General features: G+C 72.5%; 22 protein-coding genes and 1 pseudogene. 15 read left to right on the forward strand and 8 right to left on the reverse strand.

What is annotated here, in order from left to right; genetic code table 11:
* Nucleotides 1-148: 148 nt before the first annotated feature.
* Nucleotides 149-742 carry a DUF4956 domain-containing protein gene (locus KGD84_RS31520; protein ID WP_220565415.1) on the forward strand — a complete coding sequence of 198 codons (594 nt, stop codon included), beginning with the start codon at nucleotides 149-151 and terminating at the stop codon, nucleotides 740-742.
* Nucleotides 739-1,500 carry a polyphosphate polymerase domain-containing protein gene (locus tag KGD84_RS31525; RefSeq protein WP_220563931.1) on the forward strand — a complete coding sequence of 254 codons (762 nt, stop codon included), beginning with the start codon at nucleotides 739-741 and terminating at the stop codon, nucleotides 1,498-1,500. Before KGD84_RS31520 ends, KGD84_RS31525 begins: the two co-directional genes overlap by 4 nt.
* A gap of 115 nt (nucleotides 1,501-1,615) precedes the next feature.
* Here the strand turns inward: KGD84_RS31525 and KGD84_RS31530 are convergent, their stop codons facing one another.
* Complete coding sequence (locus tag KGD84_RS31530) at nucleotides 1,616-2,224, reverse strand: hypothetical protein (RefSeq protein ID WP_220563932.1); 609 nt, start codon at nucleotides 2,222-2,224, stop codon at nucleotides 1,616-1,618.
* 70 nt (nucleotides 2,225-2,294) lie between these two features.
* Here KGD84_RS31530 and KGD84_RS31535 point away from each other — a divergent pair, with 70 nt between their 5' ends.
* Both KGD84_RS31535 and KGD84_RS31540 read left to right on the forward strand, forming a co-directional pair.
* Entirely contained in the window at nucleotides 2,295-2,906 is a 612-nt protein-coding gene (locus KGD84_RS31535) for a TetR/AcrR family transcriptional regulator (protein WP_220563933.1), read from the forward strand.
* Between the two features lies 1 nt (nucleotide 2,907).
* Complete coding sequence (locus KGD84_RS31540; RefSeq protein ID WP_220563934.1) at nucleotides 2,908-3,264, forward strand: hypothetical protein; 357 nt, start codon at nucleotides 2,908-2,910, stop codon at nucleotides 3,262-3,264.
* 154 nt (nucleotides 3,265-3,418) lie between these two features.
* Here KGD84_RS31540 and KGD84_RS31545 read toward each other — a convergent pair whose 3' ends face one another.
* Entirely contained in the window at nucleotides 3,419-5,365 is a 1,947-nt protein-coding gene (locus tag KGD84_RS31545; RefSeq protein ID WP_370634626.1) for a heavy metal translocating P-type ATPase, read from the reverse strand.
* A gap of 6 nt (nucleotides 5,366-5,371) precedes the next feature.
* On the opposite strand from KGD84_RS31545, the gene KGD84_RS31550 reads away from it, so the two are divergent.
* Nucleotides 5,372-5,743, forward strand: coding sequence for a hypothetical protein (locus KGD84_RS31550; RefSeq protein ID WP_220565941.1), 372 nt, complete (start codon nucleotides 5,372-5,374; stop codon nucleotides 5,741-5,743).
* Nucleotides 5,744-6,099: 356 nt separating this feature from the next.
* On the opposite strand, the gene KGD84_RS31555 is transcribed toward KGD84_RS31550, so the two are convergent.
* Nucleotides 6,100-6,861, reverse strand: a complete 762-nt coding sequence (locus KGD84_RS31555; RefSeq protein WP_370634674.1) for a phosphatase PAP2 family protein — start codon at nucleotides 6,859-6,861, stop codon at nucleotides 6,100-6,102.
* 740 nt (nucleotides 6,862-7,601) lie between these two features.
* Between KGD84_RS31555 and KGD84_RS31560 the strand changes: the two genes are divergently transcribed.
* The 9 genes from KGD84_RS31560 to KGD84_RS31600 all read left to right on the forward strand — a co-directional run bounded on the left by KGD84_RS31560 (nucleotide 7,602) and on the right by KGD84_RS31600 (nucleotide 16,348).
* Nucleotides 7,602-8,279, forward strand: coding sequence for a GntR family transcriptional regulator (locus KGD84_RS31560; protein WP_220563937.1), 678 nt, complete (start codon nucleotides 7,602-7,604; stop codon nucleotides 8,277-8,279).
* 520 nt (nucleotides 8,280-8,799) lie between these two features.
* Nucleotides 8,800-9,909, forward strand: a complete 1,110-nt coding sequence (gene pdhA / locus KGD84_RS31565) for a pyruvate dehydrogenase (acetyl-transferring) E1 component subunit alpha (RefSeq protein ID WP_220563938.1) — start codon at nucleotides 8,800-8,802, stop codon at nucleotides 9,907-9,909.
* 16 nt (nucleotides 9,910-9,925) lie between these two features.
* Nucleotides 9,926-10,939 (forward strand): alpha-ketoacid dehydrogenase subunit beta, encoded by a 1,014-nt coding sequence (locus tag KGD84_RS31570; protein ID WP_220563939.1) that lies wholly within the window; start codon nucleotides 9,926-9,928, stop codon nucleotides 10,937-10,939.
* Nucleotides 10,940-10,954: 15 nt separating this feature from the next.
* Nucleotides 10,955-12,262: a dihydrolipoamide acetyltransferase family protein gene (locus KGD84_RS31575; protein WP_220563940.1), complete on the forward strand. Its 1,308-nt coding sequence runs from the start codon at nucleotides 10,955-10,957 to the stop codon at nucleotides 12,260-12,262.
* 66 nt (nucleotides 12,263-12,328) lie between these two features.
* Nucleotides 12,329-13,501, forward strand: a complete 1,173-nt coding sequence (locus tag KGD84_RS31580) for a sensor histidine kinase (protein ID WP_220563941.1) — start codon at nucleotides 12,329-12,331, stop codon at nucleotides 13,499-13,501.
* A complete protein-coding gene (locus KGD84_RS31585; RefSeq protein WP_220563942.1) occupies nucleotides 13,498-14,175 on the forward strand; it encodes a response regulator in 678 nt (225 codons plus the stop codon). Before KGD84_RS31580 ends, KGD84_RS31585 begins: the two co-directional genes overlap by 4 nt.
* Nucleotides 14,176-14,303: 128 nt before the next feature.
* Nucleotides 14,304-15,164 carry a CPBP family intramembrane glutamic endopeptidase gene (locus KGD84_RS31590; protein ID WP_255646917.1) on the forward strand — a complete coding sequence of 287 codons (861 nt, stop codon included), beginning with the start codon at nucleotides 14,304-14,306 and terminating at the stop codon, nucleotides 15,162-15,164.
* Nucleotides 15,165-15,221: 57 nt separating this feature from the next.
* Nucleotides 15,222-15,638 (forward strand): DUF952 domain-containing protein, encoded by a 417-nt coding sequence (locus KGD84_RS31595; RefSeq protein WP_220563943.1) that lies wholly within the window; start codon nucleotides 15,222-15,224, stop codon nucleotides 15,636-15,638.
* Between the two features lie 170 nt (nucleotides 15,639-15,808).
* A complete protein-coding gene (locus KGD84_RS31600) occupies nucleotides 15,809-16,348 on the forward strand; it encodes an HXXEE domain-containing protein (protein WP_260697171.1) in 540 nt (179 codons plus the stop codon).
* Nucleotides 16,349-16,540: 192 nt separating this feature from the next.
* Here KGD84_RS31600 and KGD84_RS31605 read toward each other — a convergent pair.
* Nucleotides 16,541-16,810, reverse strand: a pseudogene (locus KGD84_RS31605) (PLD nuclease N-terminal domain-containing protein); the annotation flags it as partial.
* Nucleotides 16,811-17,138: 328 nt separating this feature from the next.
* Between KGD84_RS31605 and KGD84_RS31610 the strand changes: the two are divergent.
* Nucleotides 17,139-17,876: a GntR family transcriptional regulator gene (locus KGD84_RS31610; RefSeq protein ID WP_220563945.1), complete on the forward strand. Its 738-nt coding sequence runs from the start codon at nucleotides 17,139-17,141 to the stop codon at nucleotides 17,874-17,876.
* 67 nt (nucleotides 17,877-17,943) lie between these two features.
* On the opposite strand, the gene KGD84_RS31615 is transcribed toward KGD84_RS31610, so the two are convergent.
* The 4 genes from KGD84_RS31615 to KGD84_RS31630 form a co-directional block, all read right to left on the reverse strand.
* Entirely contained in the window at nucleotides 17,944-19,002 is a 1,059-nt protein-coding gene (locus KGD84_RS31615) for an aspartate-semialdehyde dehydrogenase (protein WP_220563946.1), read from the reverse strand.
* Nucleotides 18,999-20,270 carry an aspartate kinase gene (locus tag KGD84_RS31620; protein ID WP_220563947.1) on the reverse strand — a complete coding sequence of 424 codons (1,272 nt, stop codon included), beginning with the start codon at nucleotides 20,268-20,270 and terminating at the stop codon, nucleotides 18,999-19,001. The genes KGD84_RS31615 and KGD84_RS31620 overlap by 4 nt, the downstream gene beginning before the upstream one ends.
* 179 nt (nucleotides 20,271-20,449) lie before the next feature.
* Nucleotides 20,450-21,049 carry a recombination mediator RecR gene (recR, locus tag KGD84_RS31625; RefSeq protein WP_220563948.1) on the reverse strand — a complete coding sequence of 200 codons (600 nt, stop codon included), beginning with the start codon at nucleotides 21,047-21,049 and terminating at the stop codon, nucleotides 20,450-20,452.
* Between the two features lie 259 nt (nucleotides 21,050-21,308).
* Entirely contained in the window at nucleotides 21,309-21,641 is a 333-nt protein-coding gene (locus KGD84_RS31630; protein WP_220565418.1) for a YbaB/EbfC family nucleoid-associated protein, read from the reverse strand.
* Nucleotides 21,642-21,652 lie beyond the last annotated feature (11 nt).

The raw sequence follows: 21,652 nt of genomic DNA on the forward strand, positions 1-21,652 counted from the left end.
GGGAACGGGGCCGGGGACGGGCGCGTCCCCGGCCCTTCGCGCGTCCGGGGCGGGGTGGACGGCGGGTGGCGGACCCGTGTCCCCCGCATGAGGATTCCCTCATGCGGCGCTCATGACCGCCTCACCCGTGCGGCACACGATGGTCACCATGTTCTGGTTCGCGTTGGCGATCGACATGATCGCGATCACCCTGCTGTCGTACGTCCTCTACTTCCGCCGCCACGGTCGGCGGGACCTCCTGTTGGCCTACGTGGCGCTCAACACCGGCATCTTCGCGGTGGTGTCGATGATGACCGGCCAGGAAGTGGCACTGGCGGTCGGGTTCGGGCTGTTCGGTGTGCTGTCGATCCTGCGCCTGCGCTCCGACCTCATCAGCCAGGGCGAGATCGGGTACTACTTCACGGCCATCGCGCTGGGGCTGATCAACGCGGTGGCGATGTCGGCGCCGTGGGTGCTGCTGGGGCTCAACGCCCTGCTGCTGACCGTGATGTACGTGGGCGACCACCCCAGACTGCTGTCCCGGCACGAACGGCGGATGCTCACCCTGGACGCGGTGCACGAGGACCCGGTGGCGCTGCGCCAGGACCTGGCCGCGCGGCTGCGCGCGCAGGTGACCCGGGTGGACGTGGTCGAGGTGGACTACGTGCGGGACCTGATGGTCGTGGACGTGCGGTTCCGGGTCCCGGCGCCGGGCGCGGCGCCCGCCCGCAGCGGCTCGGCCTCCCGGTGGGAGGGCCGATGAGCGCTCCGGCGGGGCTGCCCGCGCTCTCCCTGGAGGAGATCAACGAGCGTGCCGCGCTGGTGACGCGGACCTGCCGCAAGTACCTGGTGCCGGAGGAGGTGGTCGACGACCTGTTCTCCCCCGCCCGGTTCGGGGTGCTGACCATCGGCGGACGGACGTCGTTCCGGTACTCCTCCACCTACCTGGACACCCCGGACCTGCGGTGCTTCCGGGACCACCGGCAGGGCCGGCGGCTCCGGTACAAGGTGCGGGTGCGGACCTACGAGGACACCGGGACGCGGATGTTCGAGGTCAAGCTCAAGGGCGCGCGCGGGATCACCGACAAGGTGCGGGTGGAGCACGACGGCTCCCCCGAACGGCTCACCCCGGCCACCCGGCGCTTCCTGGACGACTCCCTCACCGCGTACGGGATCGAGCCGCCGGACGTGCTGGTGCCGAGCGCGGTGACGGACTACCGCCGGGCGACCGCGGTGGCCCTGTCGGGCGAGGAGCGGGTCACCGTGGACACCGAGCTGGTCGGGCGGCGCGGGGGATGGTCGGTCGCCATGCGGCCGGGGCGGGCGCTGCTGGAGGTCAAGACGCGCGGCGGGCTCACGGAGACCGAGCGGCGGCTGCACGCTCTCGGGTTCCGAGAGGTGGCGTTCACCAAGTACGCGTCGACCCTGGCGGCGCTGGAGCCGGGGTTCCGCGGCAACAAGTGGCACCGTGCGATGGCCGCCTGCCTGGACCACCCGACACTGGAGCGCGCCGCGGCATGACGGCGGCCCGTTGTTTCACGTGAAACAACGGGCCTGACCAGGGAACATGTCGACACCTCGACCGGGCCCCGCTCCCGGGCCCGGCCGGGACGGGCGGGCCCGGAGCGCCGGCGTCCTACCGCGCGGAGCGTTCGCCGCGTCCGGCGCGCTCGTCCTGCTCCTCGTCGCCGCGCGCGAGGATGTTCCCGCTCTCCCAGAGCGGACCGAACACGAACCACAGGCCCACCACGAGCCACACCCGGCCGATCCACCACAGCAGCGCCTCCCGCCCCTCCGGGGCGGCGAACAGGACCACGAGGACGAGCAGGGTGACCGAGGTGATCACGGCGGCGTTCACCACGCGGTACCACTCGCGCATCAGGTGGGCGCGCCGTCCCGGTCCCCGCTTCGGCGGCCTGACCGGGGCGGGCCCGCCCGCGAACCGGTGCGCGAACCGCACGTCGGCCCACCGCACGATCGCGGGCCCGAAGGCGACGCTGAACCCCAGGTACACGGCGGCCAGCCCGTGGATCATCCCCACCTCCGCGCCACCGCGCAGGTCCAGTGCGGTGGCCACCACCAGCACCACGTCCAGCAGCGGGATGGACCACAGCACCAGCGTGCTCAGGGCGCGCCACCGGAGCAGGTAGCGCAGCGCCAGCCCCGCCCCCAGCAGCACCCACAGTCCGAACTCGCACATCACGATCACCGCGGCGATCGGGTTCTCCGAGACCAACTCGAACACGGGACTCCCCTCCGGTTTTTAGTAGCACGACCGTACCAGGACAGTAGCACAGTCGTGCTAGCATGTCTCCATGCCCAAGTTGATCGACCACGAGCAGCGCAAGGAGGAGATCGCCGAGGCGGTCTGGCGTGTGATCCTCCGCGACGGCGTCGCGGCCGTCTCCGTGCGCACCGTCGCCGCGGAGGCGGGACTGGCCGTCGGGTCCGTGCGGCACGTCTTCCCCAGCAAGGCCGAACTGCTGGAGTTCTCCATGGCCCTGGTCTACGAACGCGCCAGGTCCCGGGTCGTGCGGCACGTCGGGCTGCACGACCCCCGCGAGATGGCCGAGCGCATGCTCCACGAGTTCCTCCCGCTGGACGACACCCGCCGCGCGGAGATGGAGCTCGACGTGGCGATCATCGCCGAGATGCCCGCCCACCGGGGACTGCGCGCCATCCGCGACAAGGCCCACCAGGGCCTGCGCGAGGCCTGCCGTCTGGTGCTCGAGCACCTGCGCGAGACAGGGCAGGTCCGCCCCGACGCCGACCCCGACCTGGAAACGACCCGCCTGCACGCCCTCGTGGACGGCCTCGCCCTGCACGGCCTGGTCGGCGCCACGGACCGGCGGGCCGCCGCGGAGCGGGCCGTCCGCGTGCTGGCCGGACACCTGGACTCACTGCGACCGCCCGAACAGGGGAGCTGACATGGGCAAGGCGGAGAAGAGGCTCGAACACTTCATCAGGGCCAGGATCGGCGAGGCGCCGCCCGGCGACCCCGTCGCCCGGTCCCACCGCGCACTGGTCGCCGCGCTGGACGCCCTGCGCCGGGAGGCCTCGGCCGACGAGGACTGGGCCTGGGTCGAAGCCGTCTCCGGGTGGTTCGGCGACTGGTTCGACGACGGGGGCTCCCCGTCCTGGTCGTCGGACTCCGGCCTGTGGGAGGAGAGCGCCGAGAAGACCGCGGCCGCCGTCGCCGCCCGCGTGCTCGCCTGCATGGCGCTGGTGTACGCCGACCACCCGGACTACGACCCGGCCTGGGAGAAGGCCGCCGCGGTGCGGTGAGGAGCGGGCCGCCGCCCCGTATCCGAAGCGGGGCGGTGGCCCTCGCCGGCCGCCCCTTCCCGCTACGTCAGGGAGGACCGGCCCTCCGATCCTCCCCTCCGCACCGCTTTCGCGCCACCCCTCCCCGGTGCCGTGGTCCGGTTTACGGTCGCCCCTAATCGGCCGGGGACAGGTCCACCCCGCGCAGCAACTGGGCGTTGAGCGCCACGATGACCGTCGACAGGCTCATCAGCACCGCGCCCACCGCCGGGGCAAGCACGATCCCGACCGGTGCCAGCACACCCGCCGCCAGCGGCACCGCGAGCACGTTGTACCCCGCCGCCCAGACCAGGTTCTGGATCATCTTGCGGTAGCTCGCCTGCGACAGCCTGCGCACCGCCACCACACCCCGGGGGTCGTCGGAGGCCAGGACCACACCCGCCGACTCGATGGCCACGTCGGTGCCCGCGCCGATCGCGATGCCGACGTCGGCCCGGGCCAGCGCGGGGGCGTCGTTGACGCCGTCGCCGACCATCGCGACCGTGCGGCCGCGCTCCTGGAGGTCGCGCACCACCGCGTCCTTCTGGTCCGGCAGGACCTGGGCGAACACCTCGTCCAGCCCCAGGTCGGCGGCGACCGCGTCGGCCACGTTGCGGGCGTCGCCGGTGACCATCGCCACCGAGATCCCCTGATCCCTGAGCCGCCGGACGGCCTCACGCGATTCCGGCCGCACCTCGTCGGCCAGGGCCAGCGCCCCGGCGACCTCCTCCCCCGCGATCACGTGCAGCACCGTCGCGCCCCGCTCGCGCCAGGGCCGGGTGCGCTCCTCCAGCTCCCGCGGCTCGGCCAGCCCCAGGGACTCCAGCAGCGCGGGACCGCCCACGTGCACGGTCCGGCCGTCCACCTCGGCCCGCACCCCGCGCCCGGTCAGCGACCGGAAGCCGGTGGCGGCCGGCACCCCGCCGGCGTCCTCGGCGGCCCGCACGACGGCCCTGGCCAGCGGGTGCTCGGAGTCGGCCTCGACCGCCCCCGCCAGGGCCAGCACCCGGGCGGCGTCCCCGCCGGGGACCGCGGCGTGGTCGACGACGGCCGGGGCGCCCTTGGTCAGGGTGCCGGTCTTGTCGAACAGGACGGTGTCCACCAGGCGGGTGCGCTCCAGGGCCAGCCGGTCCTTGACGAGGATGCCGTTGCGCGCCGACAGCGCCGTGGAGATCGCGATGACCAGCGGGATCGCCAGCCCCAGCGCGTGGGGGCAGGCGATGACCAGCACCGTCACGGTCCGCTCGACGGCCTCGGTGGCCTCGCCCAGCGCCGACCAGACGACGGCGGTGACGATCGCGGCGCCCAGCGCGAACCAGAACAGCAGCCCCGCTGCGCGGTCGGCCAGCACCTGGGAGCGGGAGGTGGAGGACTGCGCCTCGGCGACCAGCCGCTGGATGCCCGCCAGGGCGGTGTCCTCGCCGACGGCGTCCACCCGGACGCGGACCGCGGAGTCGGTGGCCACGGTCCCGGCGACCACCCGGTCGCCCTCGCCGCGGGTGACGGTGCGGGACTCGCCGGTGATCATGGACTCGTCCACGGCCGCCGCGCCCTGTACGACGGTGCCGTCCGCGGGCACCCGGCCGCCGGAGCGGACCAGCACGGTGTCGCCGGTGCGCAGGTCGGCGATGGCGACCTCCTCGACCGCGCCGTCGGCGCCGACGCGCTCGGCGCGGTCCGGCAGCAGCGCGGCCAGTGCCTCCAGGGCGCCGGACGCCTGGCCCAGCGCGCGCATCTCCAGCCAGTGGCCGAGCAGCATCACCACGACCAGCAGGACCAGCTCCCACCAGAAGTCGAGCGCCATGCCCACCACGCCGAAGGTGGCCAGCAGGCTGGAGCCGAAGGCGACGGTGATGGCCATCGCGACCAGGGTCATCATCCCCGGCCTGCGCGCTTTGAGCTCGTCCGCGACCCCGGACAGGAACGGCCAGCCGCCGTAGAGGTAGACGACGGTGCCCAGCACCGGCGGGATCCAGGTCAGGGGCTCGGCCACGTGGTAGCCCAGCCACCCGGAGACCATGTGGCTGGTGAACACCACGGGGAGGCTGAGCAGCAGGCTCCACCAGAACCGCGTCCGGAACACCGCCGCGTGGTCCCCGTGCCCCCCGCCGTGCCCCATGTGCCCGGAGTGGCCGCCGGGACCCGCATGTCCCGCGTGCTCGCCCCCGCCGGTGTTCCCCTCACCATGGCCGGAACGGCCCGCGTGGTCGGCGTCGTGCCCACCGTGGTCACCGTGACCCGCGTGCCCATCGGAACTCGCGTGTCCGGCGTGCCCACCGTGGTCGACGTGGTTCGAGGGCCCCACGTGACCGGCGTGCTCGCCCTCGCCGACGTGCGCCGCACCAGGGCCGGAACGACCCGCGTGCCCATCGGGACTCACGCGCCCACTGTGGTCGGAGTGGTCCGAACCGCCGGCGGGTCCCGTGTGGCGGGCGTGTCCGCGGTGTTCGGTGGGGCCTGAGGGCTCTGAGTGCTCGGGGTGGTCCGAGCCGGCGTCGGATTCGGCGTGACCGGTGTGGTCGGTGGCGCCGTGGTCCGGGCGGGGCGCGGGGACACCGGGCGGGGCGGGGGCGTCGTGGCGCCCGCCGGAGCGGTGGCCGTCGTGGTCGTGTGCGCTCATGTCACTCTCCTCTCCCCCGGAACATACCCAGGAGGGGTATCCTCCGAACGGATCGCCGCGCCGTATGGCCTTCACCCCCCGCAAGCGATATACCCCCTGCCGGTATTCCCGTCGGAGGTGGCGCGGACCGGGCCGCCGGTGCCAGGGCCGAAAAAAGGGGGCGCGGGCCGTTCCGGTCCGCGCCCCCCGCCGGGGCCTCAGGAGGCGGTCGCCGCCTCCTCGCCCTCGTGCCCGTACCAGGGCCACCACTCGGCGGTGCGCCCGTGCGGGAACATCCGGTCCAGCCGGATCGTCAGCCGCAGCACGAACCCGCCGGCGATCATTCCGGCCACCAGGTCCGAGAACCAGTGGAAGTGCAGATAGATCGACACCGCCGACTGCAGCAGCGCGATCGCGACGATGGTGTACCCCAGCCGCCGGATGACGTGCGGCCGGGCCGCGCCGAAGCTGATGATCATGTACAGGACCAGCCCGTAGATGAGGATCGCGTTGGACCCGTGCCCCGAGGGGAACGCCACGTTCCCCGCCCCCGCGAAGAAGTCCGGGTCGTAGTGCTTGGCGTGGCCGCGGTTGATGGCCAGCTTCATGATCGAGACCATCGACATGACGCCGACCACGCCCACGGCGCTCAGCACGATCGGCCGCCAGCTGCGGTGCCAGTAGGCCAGCTGGAGCGCCACCACCCCCAGCACCGGCAGGGCCACGTAACGGGAGGCCACGTTGTCGGGCCAGTGGATCAGGGGCTCGCGCAGCACCTCGAAGTAGGGCCGGTGGAACTCGTTGAGGAAGTTGTCCAGCGGGTGCAGCGGCCCCGCGGCGAGCATCGTCACCACGATGAGCGCGACCGCGAGGATGATCGCGATGCGGTCCGAGGCCAGACCCCATGCGATCTCGCTCACGCTGGGCCACTTGACCGCGCGGACGACCGGGAGCCCGGGCTTGGGCGGGACCTCGCGCACGACGGGGATGGAGCCGCTGTAGGGCCCCGCCACCGGAGTGGTCCTCTTTTCCCTGTCGTGCGTCGTGGTCACGTGTCTCGCCCTCGGATGCCGGGTCCTTGAAGAGTGCGTCATGTGCTCAGTGCTGTCTCACGTGTCGTGGGCTCGCCTGTGGCACTTGGCCGGGGGAAGGGCTGGCCGCGGATTGCCGGAAACGGGGTTCCCCGGATCCTCGGGTCGATCGTTCGGCGGGGGACCTTCCCCCACCCTCCGTTCGACGGCCGAACCTTCGGGCCGGTTCACGGAGGTTCCGTGAACACCGCCCCTGGGCAGGTCCGGCGCGCGAGGACCGCAGAGGGCTCGTCTGCGATTCTGCGATTCGTCGTCTACTCCAGCGGTGCCCCCGCACCGCTTCATGTCCCGAGCGCGGTTCACGGCGCTCTCGGTCGGTCCTTCGCCGTCGCTCGTGTCATGCCCGCGCGACTTGGTGTGAACATTGCCGACAGACGAGCCTACCTGGACACTTCCCCCCGTTGGTGGTGCGGACGGTCAAGTGTGATCCTTCTACCTCGGACTTTGCCTCACGCCCGGATACTGGACGCGGGCGGTTCACCGCCATGCGACGTGTTCGTGAGCTTTCTGTTAGCAGTTCGAGTCCGCTCGGCGAGGCGGCTCCCGCGCGTGTGGCAATCTTCAAGGAGTTTCCAGACGACGAGTGGAGCGGCCGCGGCGCACGCGGCCGCGGACGGGAAGGGCCCTGGATGGTCGACCTGCCGAGGTTGCCGGATGATCCCTCGAAGCTGGCGCGCGAGCCGCTGCGGGAGCAGATCCGGCAGGTCCTGGTCGAGGGCCTGTTGTCCGGCCGCTGGCAGCCGGGCGAGCGCATCGTCGAGCGCCGGATCGCCACGGAGCTGCGGGTCAGCCAGGCCCCGGTGCGCGAGGCGCTGCGCGAGCTGGAGACGCTGCGGCTGATCGAGACGGTGCCCAACAAGGGCGCCCGGGTGCGCGACTTCGGCGTCCGGGACATGGCCGAGATCTATCCGGTGCGCGCCGGGCTGGAGCTGGTGGCCGCCGAGCTGGCGGCCCCGCGCCTGCGGGCGGACCCCTCCCCCCTGGAGCGCGAGGTGGGCCTGCTCAAGCGGGCGACCGCCGAGGGCGACGTGTCCGGGCAGATCAAGCACAGTGTGGAGTTCCACCGGGAGGTCGTGCGCGCGGCTGACAACAGCGTGCTGCTGCACACCTGGGAGTCGCTGGGCGTGGAGGTGTGGACGGCGCTGTCGGTGCGCTGGCTGAACATGGAGCTGCACGCCAAGGCCGCCGACCACGACCAGATCACCAAGGCGTTCCGTGAAGGGGACTCCCAGGTGGGCCGGATGCTGAGCGACCACGTGCTGAACTACGTCGAGGCCGCCCTGAGGTCGAACGAGGGCGCGCACTGACCCCGGGCGCCCGCGCCCCGGCCCCCGGGCCGTCCGGGGGGACCCCGCCCGACATGGGTCTTTACCGTCGATGACCGCCCCTCTCGGGTCAAGGTTCCGGTATCTGGCGTAAAGTCTTATTGATCGATCATCGATCAGACCGTAGAGTGTGGCGCGACGCACGTCACAGTGAACACCGACCCTTACGGGCGTCCGGAATCGTTCATCCGGCCGGTGAACGAACCCGGGACTCCCGACGCCGCACCCCTTCCCCACCTCATGCTTAGCGCGCAGGAGACCGGGAAGCATGCGATGAGGGGTCCGGTGACAACCGCATACGAGACCCCGCGAGCCTTCGCGTCCGGGGGAGGACGAGCCACGCTCCTCAGGACGCACCCCGACAGCCACAGGAGCGCCGCCGCCGTTGAGCCCGGCGGTGGCGCACGCCCGGAGCCGCGCCCGACAGCGCGGCCCCGGCGGGCCCTCGCACCGCGGCCCACAGGCCGTGGTGCCGGGCCTCTCGTACGTAGAAAGGCACACCATGGCTGACACCACGGCCAAGCCGAAGGGCGCCGCCGCCAGGTCCTCCGGGACCCGGCGCCGAGGCCGCAAGAACACCTCCCCCGGCCTCGGCGACGAGAAGCCCGAGGAGCTCCTGGACTACTACCGCCGGATGCTCTTCATCCGCCGCTTCGAGGAGCGCACCGCCCAGGCCTACACGCAGGCGCGGATCGGCGGCTACTGCCACCTCAACCTGGGCGAGGAGGCGACCGTCGTCGGCCTGCTCGACGCGCTCCGCCCGGACGACTACCTCTTCACGAACTACCGCGACCACGGGTACGCGATCGAGAAGGGCATGGACCCCAAGAAGGTCATGGCCGAGCTCTACGGGCGCGCCGACGGCGTCTCCAAGGGCTGGGGCGGGTCCATGCACATGTACGACACCGCCACCCGGATGCTCGGCGGCTACGGCATCGTCGGCGGGCAGCTGCCGCTGGCCACCGGTGCCGCGCTGGCCATCTCCTACCGCGGCGGCGACGAGGTCGTCGTGTGCCAGATGGGCGACGGCACCACCAACATCGGCGCCTGGCACGAGTCGCTCAACATCGCCAAGCTGTGGAACCTGCCGATCGTGTTCGTGGTGATCAACAACTTCACCGGCATGGGCACCACCGTCGAGATGTCCTCCGCCGAGCCCGAGCTGTACAAGCGCGGCTCCGCCTTCCGCATCGAGGGCGTGCGCGTGGACGGCCGCGACGTGCTCGCGGTCCGCGACACCACCGCGGAGCTGGTCGAGCGGGCCCGCAAGGAGCAGACCCCGTTCCTGCTGGAGGCGTGGAGCTACCGGCAGAAGGGCCACTCGGTCGTGGACCCCGCCAAGTACCGCACCGAGGAGCAGTGGGAGCAGGCCCGGGCCGACGAGAACGACCCGATCACCCTCTTCGAGGCGAAGCTGGCCGAGGCCGGCGTGCTCACCGACGAGCTGCGGGAGGAGATCGCCGCCTCGGTGAAGGCCGAGGTCGCCGAGGCCGCGGACTTCGCCGAGAACAGCCCGCACCCGGACGTGTCGACCCTCTTCGACTACACGTACGCCACCCCGGTCCCGAACGAGTCGCGGCGCATGCCGGCCGACCCGGTGTTCGCAGAGTAGAGAAGGACGACGACACATGTCTGTGATCACCTACCGTCAGGCCCTGCGCGACACGCTGCGCGCCGAGATGGTCCGTGACGAGAACGTCCTCGTCATGGGCGAGGAGATCGGCGTCTTCGAGGGGTCGTACAAGATCACCGAGGGCCTGCTCAAGGAGTTCGGCCCCCGCCGGGTCAAGGACACCCCCATCGCCGAGGAGGGGTTCGTCGGCGCCGCCATCGGTGCGGCGATGCTGGGCCTGCGCCCGGTCGTCGAGCTGATGACCATCAACTTCTCGCTGATCGCGATCGACCAGATCATCAACCACGCCGCCAAGATCTACGGCATGTTCGGCGGGCAGACCAGCGTTCCCATGGTCATCCGCACGCCGGGCGGCGGCGGCCAGCAGCTCGGCGCGACCCACTCGCAGAACATCGAGCTGTTCTACTCCTTCATCCCGGGCCTGAAGGTGCTCGCCCCGAGCACCCCCGCCGAGGCCTCGTCGATGCTGCGCGCGGCCATCCGCGACGACGACCCGGTGCTGTTCCTGGAGAACCTGGGCCTGTACAACACCAAGGGCGAGGTCCCCGAGGACTACGCCCAGCCGGAGAACGACGACGTCGCGACCATCGGCCGCGCCGCCGTCACCCGCGAGGGCTCCGACATCACCCTCATCGGCTACTCCCGGATGGCCATGGTCGCCACCCAGGTCGCCGAGAAGCTCGCCCAGGAGGACATCAGCGTCGAGGTCGTCGACCTGCGCAGCCTCCGCCCCCTCGACCGCCAGACCTTCGTGGACTCGGTCAAGAAGACCGGCGCCGCCGTCATCTGCGAGGACGACTGGCTCACCTACGGGATCGGCGCGGAGATCGCCGCGTCCATCCAGGAGGGCGCCTTCGACTACCTGGACGCCCCCGTGCGACGGGTGGCCATGGCGGAGGTCCCGATGCCCTACGCCAAGCCGCTCGAGACCGCGGCCCTGCCGTCCGTCGAGTCGATCAGCACCGCCATCAAGGAGACCCTGAGCGCCGTCGGCAAGCGGGTCGGGTAGAGGGAGTTCCAGTCCATGAGCGAGATCTACATGCCGCGCCTCTCCGACACCATGGAGGAAGGCGTCATCAGCACCTGGGTCAAGAAGGTGGGCGACAAGGTCGCCTCCGGTGACGTCCTGGTCGAGATCGAGACCGACAAGGCCGTCATGGAGTACGAGGCCTACGAGGACGGCTTCCTGGTCAAGCAGGCGGTGTCCGAGGGCGAGACGGTACCGATCGGCGCCGTCATCGGTGTGATCGCCGACTCCCCGGACGCCGTGCCCGACGACTCCGGGGCCCCCGCGGCCGAGGAGGGGTCCGGCGGGCAGGCCGAGGAGAAGCCCGCCGAGCCCGCGGCCGCCGCCCCGGCGGAGCCCGCCGCGGAGGAGGCCCCGGCCCCCGCCGGGACCCCGTCCGGTGACGGTGAGCGTCCGCGCACCTCCCCGCTGGCCCGCCGGCTGGCCAAGGAGTACGGCCTGGACATCACCAGGATCAAGGGCTCCGGCCCGCGCGGCCGCATCGTGCGCGCCGACATCGAGGCCGCCGCCAAGGAGGGCGCCGGCGCCGAGGCGGCGGCCCCCGCCGCCCAGGCCGCCCCCGCACCCGCGGCTCCGGCCGCCCCGGCGGCGCAGGCCCCGTCCTTCGACGACGGCCGCGCCTCCGAGGAGGTGCCGGTCGGCAACGTGCGCAAGGTGATCGCGCGCCGCCTGACCGAGAGCAAGCAGCAGGTCCCGCACTTCTACCTGCGCCGGACCATCGACGCCGAGGCGCTGAAGACCTTCCGCGGGCAGATCAACGAGCAGTTGGCGAGCACCGGGGCGAAGATCAGCTTCAACGACCTCATCGTCAAGGCGAGCGCCACGGCGCTGAAGCTGCACCCGGCGGTCAACTCCTCGTGGGTCGACGGCAGGCTGCTCAAGCACGGGCGGATCAACGTCGGCGTCGCCGTCGCGGTCGACGCCGGGCTGGTGGTGCCGGTCCTGCACGACACCGACAAGGCCACCCTGTCGGAGATCTCGTCCCGCACCCGCGAGCTGGCGGGCAAGGCCCGGGACGGCAAGCTCAAGCCGCAGGAGATGAGCGGCGGCACGTTCAGCGTGTCCAACCTGGGCATGTTCGGCGTGGACAGCTTCTCCGCCGTGATCAACCCGCCGGAGGCGGCGATCCTGGCGGTCGGCGCGATGCGCCAGGAGGCCGTGGTCGTGGACGGCGAGATCGCCGTCCGCAACCGGATCTCCCTGGAGCTGTCGGTGGACCACCGCGCGGTGGACGGCGCCGTCGGCGCCGCGTTCCTCAAGGACCTCGCAGAGATCCTCGAGGAGCCGATGCGGATCATCCTCTAGCAGGGCAGAGCACGGACGCCCCGGCCGGGTCCTCCCGGCCGGGGCGTCTGCGGATAGTCTGCTCGGGTGTTCGAGACAACGGCGTGGAGGGAGCGCGCGCCCCGCCTCGTACGAAGCGCGAGGGCCGTCGACGCCCTGCTCCCCGCGGCACTCGTGGCCCTGTCCTTCGTCCCCGGGATCGCCCACCAGGGGGTCGACCTGGCGGAACTGCCGGACGACCGGACCCTGGACCCCCTGGGCCTGGTCCTCATCGCCGCCCAGGCCGCACCCCTCGTCCTCCGGCGCCGGTTCCCCGTCGCCTGCCTGGCCGCGGTCGCCGCCGCGTTCACCGCCTTCCAGCTGCTGCGCTACCCCGACGCCTTCGCCTCCCTTGGGCTGCTCGTGGCCCTGTACACCGTCGGCACGCGCCCGCCGCGCCGCCCCGCTCCGGTGGCCGCGGGAGCGCTCGCCGCCTACGCGCTCGTCTGCTGCTGCCTGTACCTCGCGGGCTCGCCCACCACCGCGGCCGACTACCTCGCCTTCGGCCTCGTCCTGCTCGCGTGCTGCGCCCTCGGCCGGTGGGTGCGCGCCCGCGCCCTGGACGCCGAGGAGCGCCGCCGCCGCGCGGAGGCGGACGCCGCCGCCGCCGAACGGGCCCGTATCGCCCGCGACCTGCACGACGTCGTCACCCACCACGTCACCTCGATGGTGGTCCAGGCCGACACCGCGGGCTATCTGCTCGGCCGCTCCGACGGGGTGGGGAGCACCCTGGCCGGCATCGGGGAGACGGGGCGGCGCGCCCTGGACGACCTCCGGCACCTGCTCGGCGTCCTGGACCCGCGCGAGGACCCGGCCGGCCCCTCGCTCGGCGGGCTCGCCGGCCTCGTCGAGCGCTCCCGCGGCGCGGGGCAGAGCGTGGACCTGGTCGAGGACGGCGAGCCCCGGCCGATGCTCCCCCGGCAGGAGGAGGCCCTGTACCGCGTCGTCCAGGAGTCCGTCACGAACGCGCTCAAGCACGCGCCCGGCGGGCACGTCCTCGTCCGCATCGAGCACGGGGACGAGGCGGTCGGCGCCCGGATCACCACCGGGGGCGGCGCGCCCCCGGCCGAGGGGGCCGGTCCGCCCCGCCCCCGCTCCGGCGGCCGCGGTCTGACGGGCCTGCGGGAGAGGGTCGGCGCCGTCGGCGGGGAACTGCGCGCGGGCCCCTCCGACGACGGGGGCTTCACAGTGCACGCCATCGTCCCCCGGGGGGAAACGTGAACGGTTCGCCCATCCGCGTCGTGGTCTGCGAGGACGACGAGGCGGTGCGCACCGGGTACGCCGCGGTGCTCGACGCCCAGCCGGACATGACCGTGGTGGGGCAGGCCGGTGACGGCGCCGAAGCGGTGAGCGTCATCCGGGACCTGCGCCCCGACGTCGCGGTGATGGACGTCCACATGCCCCGCCTGAGCGGCATCGAGGCGACCGCCCTCCTGGCGGGCCCGCCGGACCCCCACCCGGTGCGGATCCTGGTGGTGACGACCTTCAACCTGGACGAGTACGTCTACGAGGCGCTGCGGGCGGGCGCCAGCGGATTCCTGCTGAAGGACGCCCCGCTGCACGAGCTGATCGCGGGCGTGCGCACGGTCGCCCGGGGGGAGGCGCTGCTGTCACCGGCGGTGACCCGGCGGCTCATCGGCGAGTACGCCCTGCGCGTCCGCCCCGCCGACCCGGCCCCGCCCGCGGTGCTCCCCGAGCCGCTGACCGAGCGCGAGCACGAGGTGCTGCTCCTCATGGCGGAGGGGCTGTCCAACGGGGAGATCGCCGAACGGATGACGGTCGCGCACGAGACCGTCAAGACCCACGTGTCGCGGATCCTCACCAAGCTCCGGCTGCGCGACCGGGTCCAGGCCGTCGTGTTCGCCTACCGCTCGGGGCTGGTGCGCCAGGGCTGAGGGTCCGATCCCCCTCGAGAGCCACCGGATCGCGCTCGCGCGGGTGATGTGGCCGCCGGGTCCCCCTTCCTAGCCTGGAAGCCGGTCGGAGCGCCCCCGCGCCCCGCGTTCCAGGAAGTGGTCCCGACATGTCCCCTGACGCCGTACCCGCGTCCACCCCCCGCCGATTCCGGCCGACGGTCCTGCGCTCGGTGCTCCTCCTGCTCCTGGTCGGAGCCCTGGCCGCGCTCCTCTCGGGCGTGACGGACGCGGTGGGCGCGTCGGTGTGGGCCCTGCCCCTCGGAGTCGCGGCGGCGGCCCTCGGCCTGTGGGCCTACCGGCTCGCGATCCGCCGGATCGAGGGGAGGGAGCCGCTGGAACTCTCCCGGAAGGGGGCGGTCCGCGGCCTCGGATGGGGGACGGCGGCCGGGTTCGGCGTGTTCGCCGCGACCATCGCGGCCATCGCCGTCCTCGGGGGCTACCGGGTCACCGGCTGGGGGTCGTTCGAGGCGTTCCTCGCCGTGTGCGGGCTGATGTGCGCGGTCGCGGTGACGGAGGAGCTGCTGTTCCGCGGGGTCGTCTTCCGCCTCGTGGAGGAGGCCGCCGGAACCTGGGGCGCGCTCGCCGTGAGCTCCGTGCTCTTCGGCGGAATCCACCTGGTGAACCCGAACGCGACCCTGTGGGGAGCGCTGGCCATCACCCTGCAGGCCGGCCTCATGCTGGGCGCCGCCTACGCCGCCACGCGTTCCCTGTGGCTGCCGATCGGCCTGCACTTCGGCTGGAACACGACGCAGGCGAGGGTCTTCGGCACCGCCGTCTCCGGTAGCGAGGACGCGTTCGCCGGGCTGTTGACCGGGGAGGCGGGCGGGCCCGCCGCGATCAGCGGGGGCGCCTTCGGTCCCGAGGGCAGTGTCTTCGCCGTGTTGTTCTGTGGCGCGGTCACGGTGTACCTCCTGCGCGTGGCCCAGCGCAGGGGCCACATCGTGCCCCGGCGCTCCCGCCGGGCCTGAAGCGCGGTGCCGCCGACCGGTCGCGTCCGGCGGCCCCCGGCCGGGTAGGGTCCGCGCATGGCCCACATCCTGCACATGACCGAGCTGGAACGCTGGAAGGCCGGCGGCGACGTCGAGGCCGACTCCCTGGCGGAGGAGGGCTTCGTGCACGCCTCGCCCGACGAGAAGACCCTGCTGGCGGTCGCCGACGCCTTCTACTCCGCGGCGACCGGTCCCCTGGTCGCGCTGGTCGTGGACACCGGCGTGCTGGACTCGCTGGGGGTGGAGACCCGTTGGGAGGCCGCCGCCCCGGCGCCGCCGCCCGGGGCGGACGACGGCGTCCTGTTCCCCCACGTGTACGGCGCGATCCCCCGGGAGGCGGTGGTGGCGGTCCGCCACCTGCGGCGCGCCCCCGACGGCCGGTTCACCGTTGTCCGGGAGCACCCGGCGGCCGCGGAGGCGCCGGGCCCGCTCCCCCGCTCCGAGGGCGGGTGACACCGGCGGTCCCGGACCGTGTCGGGGGTCCACCCCGACGGGCGGCCCGGCCCCGGTGGCCGGAACCGTGGGGTGCCCGACCGTTGCGACCGCGGATCCCCGGCTACCGTGGGTCCTCCGACGGACGGCGCGGGATCGACGGGGGGACGATGGCGGGGACTGCGGATCAGGTGTCCGAGTCGGCGGGGGCGGTACCGGCCGCAGCGACCTGGGGGCTGCTCGCCGCCTGGGCCGTCCACGACCTGGAGGAGCTGGTCGCGATCCCCGGCTGGTCCCGCCGCGCCCGTCCGCGCCTGCGGCGCGAGCTGCCGTGGGTCCCGGAGCGGGTCTGGGACCGGCTGGACGTCTCCCCCGCGCACAACGCCGCCGCCATCGGCCTGATGGGCGTGGTGGTGGCCGCCGCCGCGGCCGACGGGGCGCGCACCGGCGGGCGGAGCGGTTTCTACCAGACGGTGCTCCTGGGCTTCGGCGCGCACGCCGTGGTCCACGTGGCGCAGTCCGCCGCCACACGCGGGTACACACCCGGAGCGGTGACGGCGCCGCTGGTGGTCGTGCCCTTCTCGCTGTGGGCGTGGTCGCGGCTGCGCGCGGCCGGGGTGCCCGCCGCACGGGGCGGTGGGCCCGCCGCGATGGCCGCGCTCCCGGCGGCGCTGGGCGCGGTGCACGGGCTGGCCGCGCTGCTCACGCGCGGCCGCCGCGGGAAGGAGTAGGGAACAGGGGGGTACGGCGCCGTCCGGTCAGATGCGGCCGGACTGCTGCGGCCCCGCCGACTGGTGGGACCCCATCGACTGCTGCGGTCCCATCGGCTGCTGGGATCCCATCGGCTGCTGCGGTCCCGTCGGGTACCGCCCCTGGCCGGGGTCGTGCTCCACGCCCGGACGCGGGATCGGACCGGTGTCGCGCAGGTCGCTGTGGTTGCCGACGCTGGGCGGGCTGGTGTGCCGGACCTTGCCCTTGTCGATGCCCAGGATCCGGTTCAGGTAGCCCTTCTTGCCGACCACGAACCAGGCGATCGCCCCGAAGAACGGGAACCAGAGGATGAAGATCACCCACAGGAGCTTGCCCCCCGCGGTGGTGTTGTCGTCGACGACCGCCGAGATGACGGCGGCGACCAGCAGGACCAGGAGCGCCAGGGCCACGGCGGCGATCACGATGCCCGTGACGCCGGCCATCCAGCCGAAGGCCGTGTCGACCGGGTCCGTCACCGTGTTCGCCAGGGCCATGCGTTCCATGAGGTGCTCGACCATGTCTCCCCCAAGCATGTCGTGAGCATGTCAATACGTAGAGTAATCACCATGGGTGCATACTCACCCTCATTTCACGGTTTTCGGGCGTTTCCCTGGAGCGGGATCGGCGGGCTACTCATCGGTACCACCCCCCACCAGCGCTTTCCGCTGCTTTACTGAGAGGCATGGGCTCTCCTCCCCTCGCAGCGCTCCCGATCCGTCATCCCCTCCCGGCGGTCGCACAAGGTCCGCGGGGCTCCGGGATCGCACGGTCGTGACCAGGAAACCCCGCTACGTCTGGCTGGCCGACCAACTCCGCGCCCCCATCCTGCGCGGCGACATGCCCCCCGGGACCAGGCTTCCCTCGCGCACCCGCCTGGCCCGGAGCTACCGGGTGAGCGAGCAGATCTCCCGCACCGCGCTGCGGCTGCTGGTCACCGAGGGCCTGGTGGAGGCCCGCCCCGGTTCCGGCTACTACGTGCGCGACGTCCCCGACGTCTTCCGGATCTGCCGCACCGACTCCACCTCCGGATCCGGCCTGGGCCGCCTGGCCCGCGAACCCCTGGGCACCGAGCAGGAGCCCGGCACGACGCCGATCGTCGAGCGGCTCGGCCTGCGCGAGGGCGAACCGGTGTACATCACCACGTCGCGCGGGCTGTCCGCGGACCGGCCCATCACCCTGCACCGCTCCTGGGAGCCCGCCTCGCTCACCGTCGGAACACTGCGCACCCCCTACGACGCCTCCCCCGACGCGGGCCTGCTCGAACGCCTCGGGTCGGCCGGACACCCCGTCGACCGGGTCGTGGAGGAGGTCGGGGTGCGGGTGCTGCGCGACTCCGAGGCCGCCCTGCTCGGCTCCGCCCCGGGCATCCCCGTCCTGGTCGTGGAGCGCACCCACTACAGCGGCAACCGCCCGGTGGAGACCTCCGACCTCATCGGCACCGCCGACCAGTGTCGACTCCTCTACAAACTGACACTGGCCCGGCCCCGCCCGCCGCGCGGGCGCTCCTGACCCCCGGCCCCGGACACGCGAAAGGGGCGGCCGCCGCGGCGACCGCCCCCGAAGAACCGTCAGCGGCTCAGGAGGTGAACTCCTGCGCGACGACCTCCGCGATCTGCGCGGTGTTGAGCGCGGCGCCCTTGCGCAGGTTGTCCCCGCACAGGAACAGGTCCAGCGACGTCGGGTCGTCCAGCGACTGCCGGATGCGGCCCACCCAGGTCGGGTCGGTGCCCACCACGTCGGCCGGCGTCGGGAACTCGCCCTTGGCCGGGTCGTCCAGGACGGCCACGCCCTCGGCCTTGCCCAGCAGCTCGCGGGCGGCGTCGGCGGTGACCTCCTGGGAGAAGGTGGCGTGCACGGTCAGCGAGTGGGTGGTGATGACCGGGACGCGGACACAGGTGGCGGTGACCCGCAGGTCGGGCAGGCCCAGGATCTTGCGGGACTCGTTGCGGACCTTCAGCTCCTCGGAGGACCAGCCGTCGTCCTTGAGCGAGCCCGCCCACGGCACGACGTTGTAGGCCAGCGGCGCGGGGAACGGACCCAGCTCCGCCACGGCGCCGCGGACGTCGCCGGCCTTCTCGCCCAGGGTGCGGTCCGCGGCGACCGCGGCCATCTGGTCGCGCAGGACGTCGATGCCCTCCTGGCCGGCGCCGGACGCCGCCTGGTAGGAGGAGACCACCAGGTCGGTGACGCCGTAGGTGCGGTGCAGCGCGCCGATGGCGACGATCATCGACAGGGTGGTGCAGTTGGGGTTGCTGATGATGCCGCGCGGCCGGTTGCGGACCTGCTCGGCGTTGACCTCGGGCACCACGAGCGGGACGTCGGGGTCCATGCGGAAGGCGCCGGAGTTGTCGACGGCGACCGCGCCGCGGGCGGCGGCGATCGGCGCCCACTCCTTGGAGACCTCGTCGGGCACGTCGAACATGGCGACGTCGACGCCGTCGAAGACCTCCGGGGCCAGGGCCTGGACCACGACCTCCTCACCGCGCACCCGCAGCACCTTGCCGGCGCTGCGCGCGGAGGCGATGAGGCGGATCTCGCCCCAGACGTTCTCGCGCTGGGTGAGGATGTCGAGCATGACGGTGCCGACGGCGCCGGTCGCGCCGACGACGGCCAGGGTGGGAAGACGGTTGCTCATCGGCCGGTACCTCCGTAGACGACGGCCTCGACCTGGTCTGCGTCGAGCTGGAACTCGGTGTGGGCGGCCTGGACGGCCGAGTCGATCTGGTCCTCCGTGACGATGACGGAGATGCGGATCTCCGAGGTGGAGATCATCTCGATGTTGGTGCCCGAACCCGCGATGGCGTCGAAGAAGCGGGCGGTGACCCCGGGGTAGGAGCGCATGCCGGCGCCGACCAGGGAGACCTTGCCGATCTTGTCGTCGTAGCGCAGCGCCTCGAAGCCGACCTTGTCCTGGACCTTCTTCAGGGCGGCCAGGGCCTGCTTGCCGAAGTCCTTGGGAACCGTGAAGGAGATGTCGGTGCGGGAGGTCGAGACCGCCGACACGTTCTGCACGATCATGTCGATGTTGATCTCGGCGTCGGCGAGGGCCTTGAAGATCGTCGCGGCCTCACCGACCTTGTCCGGGACCCCGACGACGGTGACCTTGGCTTCGCTCCGGTCGTGGGAGACCCCGGAGATGATCGGCTGTTCCATGCCTTCGCTTTCCTCGACTTCCGAAACGATCCAGGTCCCGGGCTTCTGGCTGAACGACGAGCGGACGTGCAGGGGGATGTTGTACCGCCGCGCGTACTCCACGCAGCGCAGGTGCAGGATCTTGGTCCCGCTGGCGGCCATCTCCAGCATCTCCTCGTAGGAGACCTGGGGGATGCGCCGGGCGCTGGGGACGATGCGCGGGTCGGCGGTGAACACGCCGTCCACGTCCGAGTAGATCTCGCAGGCGTCCGCCTCCAGGGCGGCGGCCAGGGCCACGGCGGTGGTGTCCGAGCCCCCGCGCCCCAGGGTGGTGATGTCCTTGCTGTCCTGGGAGACGCCCTGGAACCCGGCGACGATGCAGATCGCGCCCTCGTCCACGGCCTCCTTGATACGGCCGGGCGTGACGTCGATGATCTTGGCGTTGCCGTGCAGGGACGTGGTGATCACGCCCGCCTGCGAGCCCGTGAACGACCGCGCCTCGAAGCCCAGGTTGGCGATGGCCATGGCGACCAGGGACATGGACATGCGCTCACCCGCGGTGAGGAGCATGTCGAGCTCGCGCGCCGGCGGCATCGGGGACACCTGCTCGGCGAGGTCGATCAGCTCGTCGGTGGTGTCGCCCATGGCCGAGACCACGACGACGACGTCATATCCCGCTTTTTTCTGAGCGACGATCCGCTGGGCTACTCGCTTGATGGCTTCCGCGTCGGCCACGGAAGACCCACCGTACTTCTGCACGATCAAGGCCACGGTCGATGCTCCTGAGGAGTTGGGTTCACAGAGGATTGCAATGGAGTGTAACCGGCGGCGCCCTCGTCACCCCGTCCCACCTGGGACGTAGCGGTTCGGGCGTACCGGCGCACCGGGCACGGGTTACCCGATGATCCGGAGAGTACTCATATTTCAGCTCGGTTACGGCGAAATGTGAGCTAGAACTCCAGGCTGCGGCGCCCCTCGAAGGCGCGTCCCAGAGTGACCTCGTCGGCGTATTCGAGATCGCCGCCGACGGGAAGGCCGCTGGCCAACCGGGTCACTGTGAGACCCATGGGTTTGACCAGGCGGGCGAGGTAGGTGGCGGTCGCCTCCCCCTCGAGGTTGGGGTCTGTCGCCAGGATCAGCTCGGTGACCTCGCCGTCGGCGAGGCGTTTCATGAGCTCCTTGATGCGCAGGTCGTCCGGGCCGACGCCCTCGATCGGGCTGATGGCCCCGCCCAGGACGTGGTAGCGGCCGCGGAACTCGCGGGTGCGCTCGATGGCGACGACGTCCTTGGACTCCTCGACCACGCAGATGACGGCGGGGTCGCGGCGGGGGTCACGGCAGATCCGGCACTGCTCCTCTTCTGCGACGTTGCCGCAGACGGAGCAGAAGCGCACCTTCTCCTTGACCTCGACCAGCGCGCCGACCAGGCGCTTGACGTCCGCGTGCTCGGCGGAGAGCAGGTGGAAGGCGATGCGCTGCGCGCTTTTCGGACCGACGCCGGGCAGCCGCCCGAGCTCGTCGATCAGATTCTGCACCGCGCCTTCGTACATCGCCCGCTCACTTCGGTCGGACCGTGTTCGACGGGGCGGTCCGTCACCCCTCTACCACCACCGTATAGGGAACGACGACCTTCCGCGTACGCGTCGGGTCGCCGTCGTGCGAGGCCGGGTCCGTTCCGGCCCGTCCGCCCGAACCCGGTCGCCCGTCCCCGGCGGGCGTCCCGGGGCCGCGGGCCGCCGGCCGGGGGCGGCGGGCCGGCGTCGGACAGGGTCCGGGCGGGCCGGAGCGGGGAGTGCTGCGGGTCGCGGCCTAGAAGCCGGGCAGGCCGGGCATGCCGCCGCCCAGGCCCTGGGTGAGCGGGCCCATCTTCTCCTGCTGGAGCCGCTCGACCTGCGCCTCGGCGTCGCGGATGGCCGCCAGGACCAGGTCCGCGATGGTCTCGACGGTCTCCGAGGCGTCGTCGGCGTCCACGGCGTCGGGGGAGATGGTGATGTCCTCGACCTGTCCGCGCCCGCTCAGCTTGACCTTGACCAGGCCGCCTCCGGAGGTGCCCTCCACCTCGGCGTCCTCCAGGGCCTGCTGGGCCTCCACGAGCTGCTGCTGCATCTGCTGGGCCTGCTGGAGCAGGGCCTGCATGTCCATTCCGCCAGGGT

The organism is Nocardiopsis changdeensis (assembly GCF_018316655.1).
Taxonomy (GTDB): Bacteria; Actinomycetota; Actinomycetes; order Streptosporangiales; family Streptosporangiaceae; genus Nocardiopsis; species Nocardiopsis changdeensis.

Excerpts from the sequence above, each read along its gene's own strand:
- KGD84_RS31520 (WP_220565415.1), top strand. The coding sequence starts at position 149 with ATGTTCTGGTTCGCGTTGGCGATCGACATGATCGCGATCACCCTGCTG.
- KGD84_RS31525 (WP_220563931.1), top strand. The coding sequence starts at position 739 with ATGAGCGCTCCGGCGGGGCTGCCCGCGCTCTCCCTGGAGGAGATCAAC.
- KGD84_RS31535 (WP_220563933.1), top strand. The coding sequence starts at position 2,295 with ATGCCCAAGTTGATCGACCACGAGCAGCGCAAGGAGGAGATCGCCGAG.
- KGD84_RS31540 (WP_220563934.1), top strand. The coding sequence starts at position 2,908 with ATGGGCAAGGCGGAGAAGAGGCTCGAACACTTCATCAGGGCCAGGATC.
- KGD84_RS31560 (WP_220563937.1), top strand. The coding sequence starts at position 7,602 with ATGGTCGACCTGCCGAGGTTGCCGGATGATCCCTCGAAGCTGGCGCGC.
- pdhA (WP_220563938.1), top strand. The coding sequence starts at position 8,800 with ATGGCTGACACCACGGCCAAGCCGAAGGGCGCCGCCGCCAGGTCCTCC.
- KGD84_RS31570 (WP_220563939.1), top strand. The coding sequence starts at position 9,926 with ATGTCTGTGATCACCTACCGTCAGGCCCTGCGCGACACGCTGCGCGCC.
- KGD84_RS31575 (WP_220563940.1), top strand. The coding sequence starts at position 10,955 with ATGAGCGAGATCTACATGCCGCGCCTCTCCGACACCATGGAGGAAGGC.
- KGD84_RS31590 (WP_255646917.1), top strand. The coding sequence starts at position 14,304 with ATGTCCCCTGACGCCGTACCCGCGTCCACCCCCCGCCGATTCCGGCCG.
- KGD84_RS31595 (WP_220563943.1), top strand. The coding sequence starts at position 15,222 with ATGGCCCACATCCTGCACATGACCGAGCTGGAACGCTGGAAGGCCGGC.
- KGD84_RS31615 (WP_220563946.1), bottom strand. The coding sequence starts at position 19,002 with ATGAGCAACCGTCTTCCCACCCTGGCCGTCGTCGGCGCGACCGGCGCC.
- recR (WP_220563948.1), bottom strand. The coding sequence starts at position 21,049 with ATGTACGAAGGCGCGGTGCAGAATCTGATCGACGAGCTCGGGCGGCTG.
- KGD84_RS31630 (WP_220565418.1), bottom strand. The coding sequence starts at position 21,641 with ATGGACATGCAGGCCCTGCTCCAGCAGGCCCAGCAGATGCAGCAGCAG.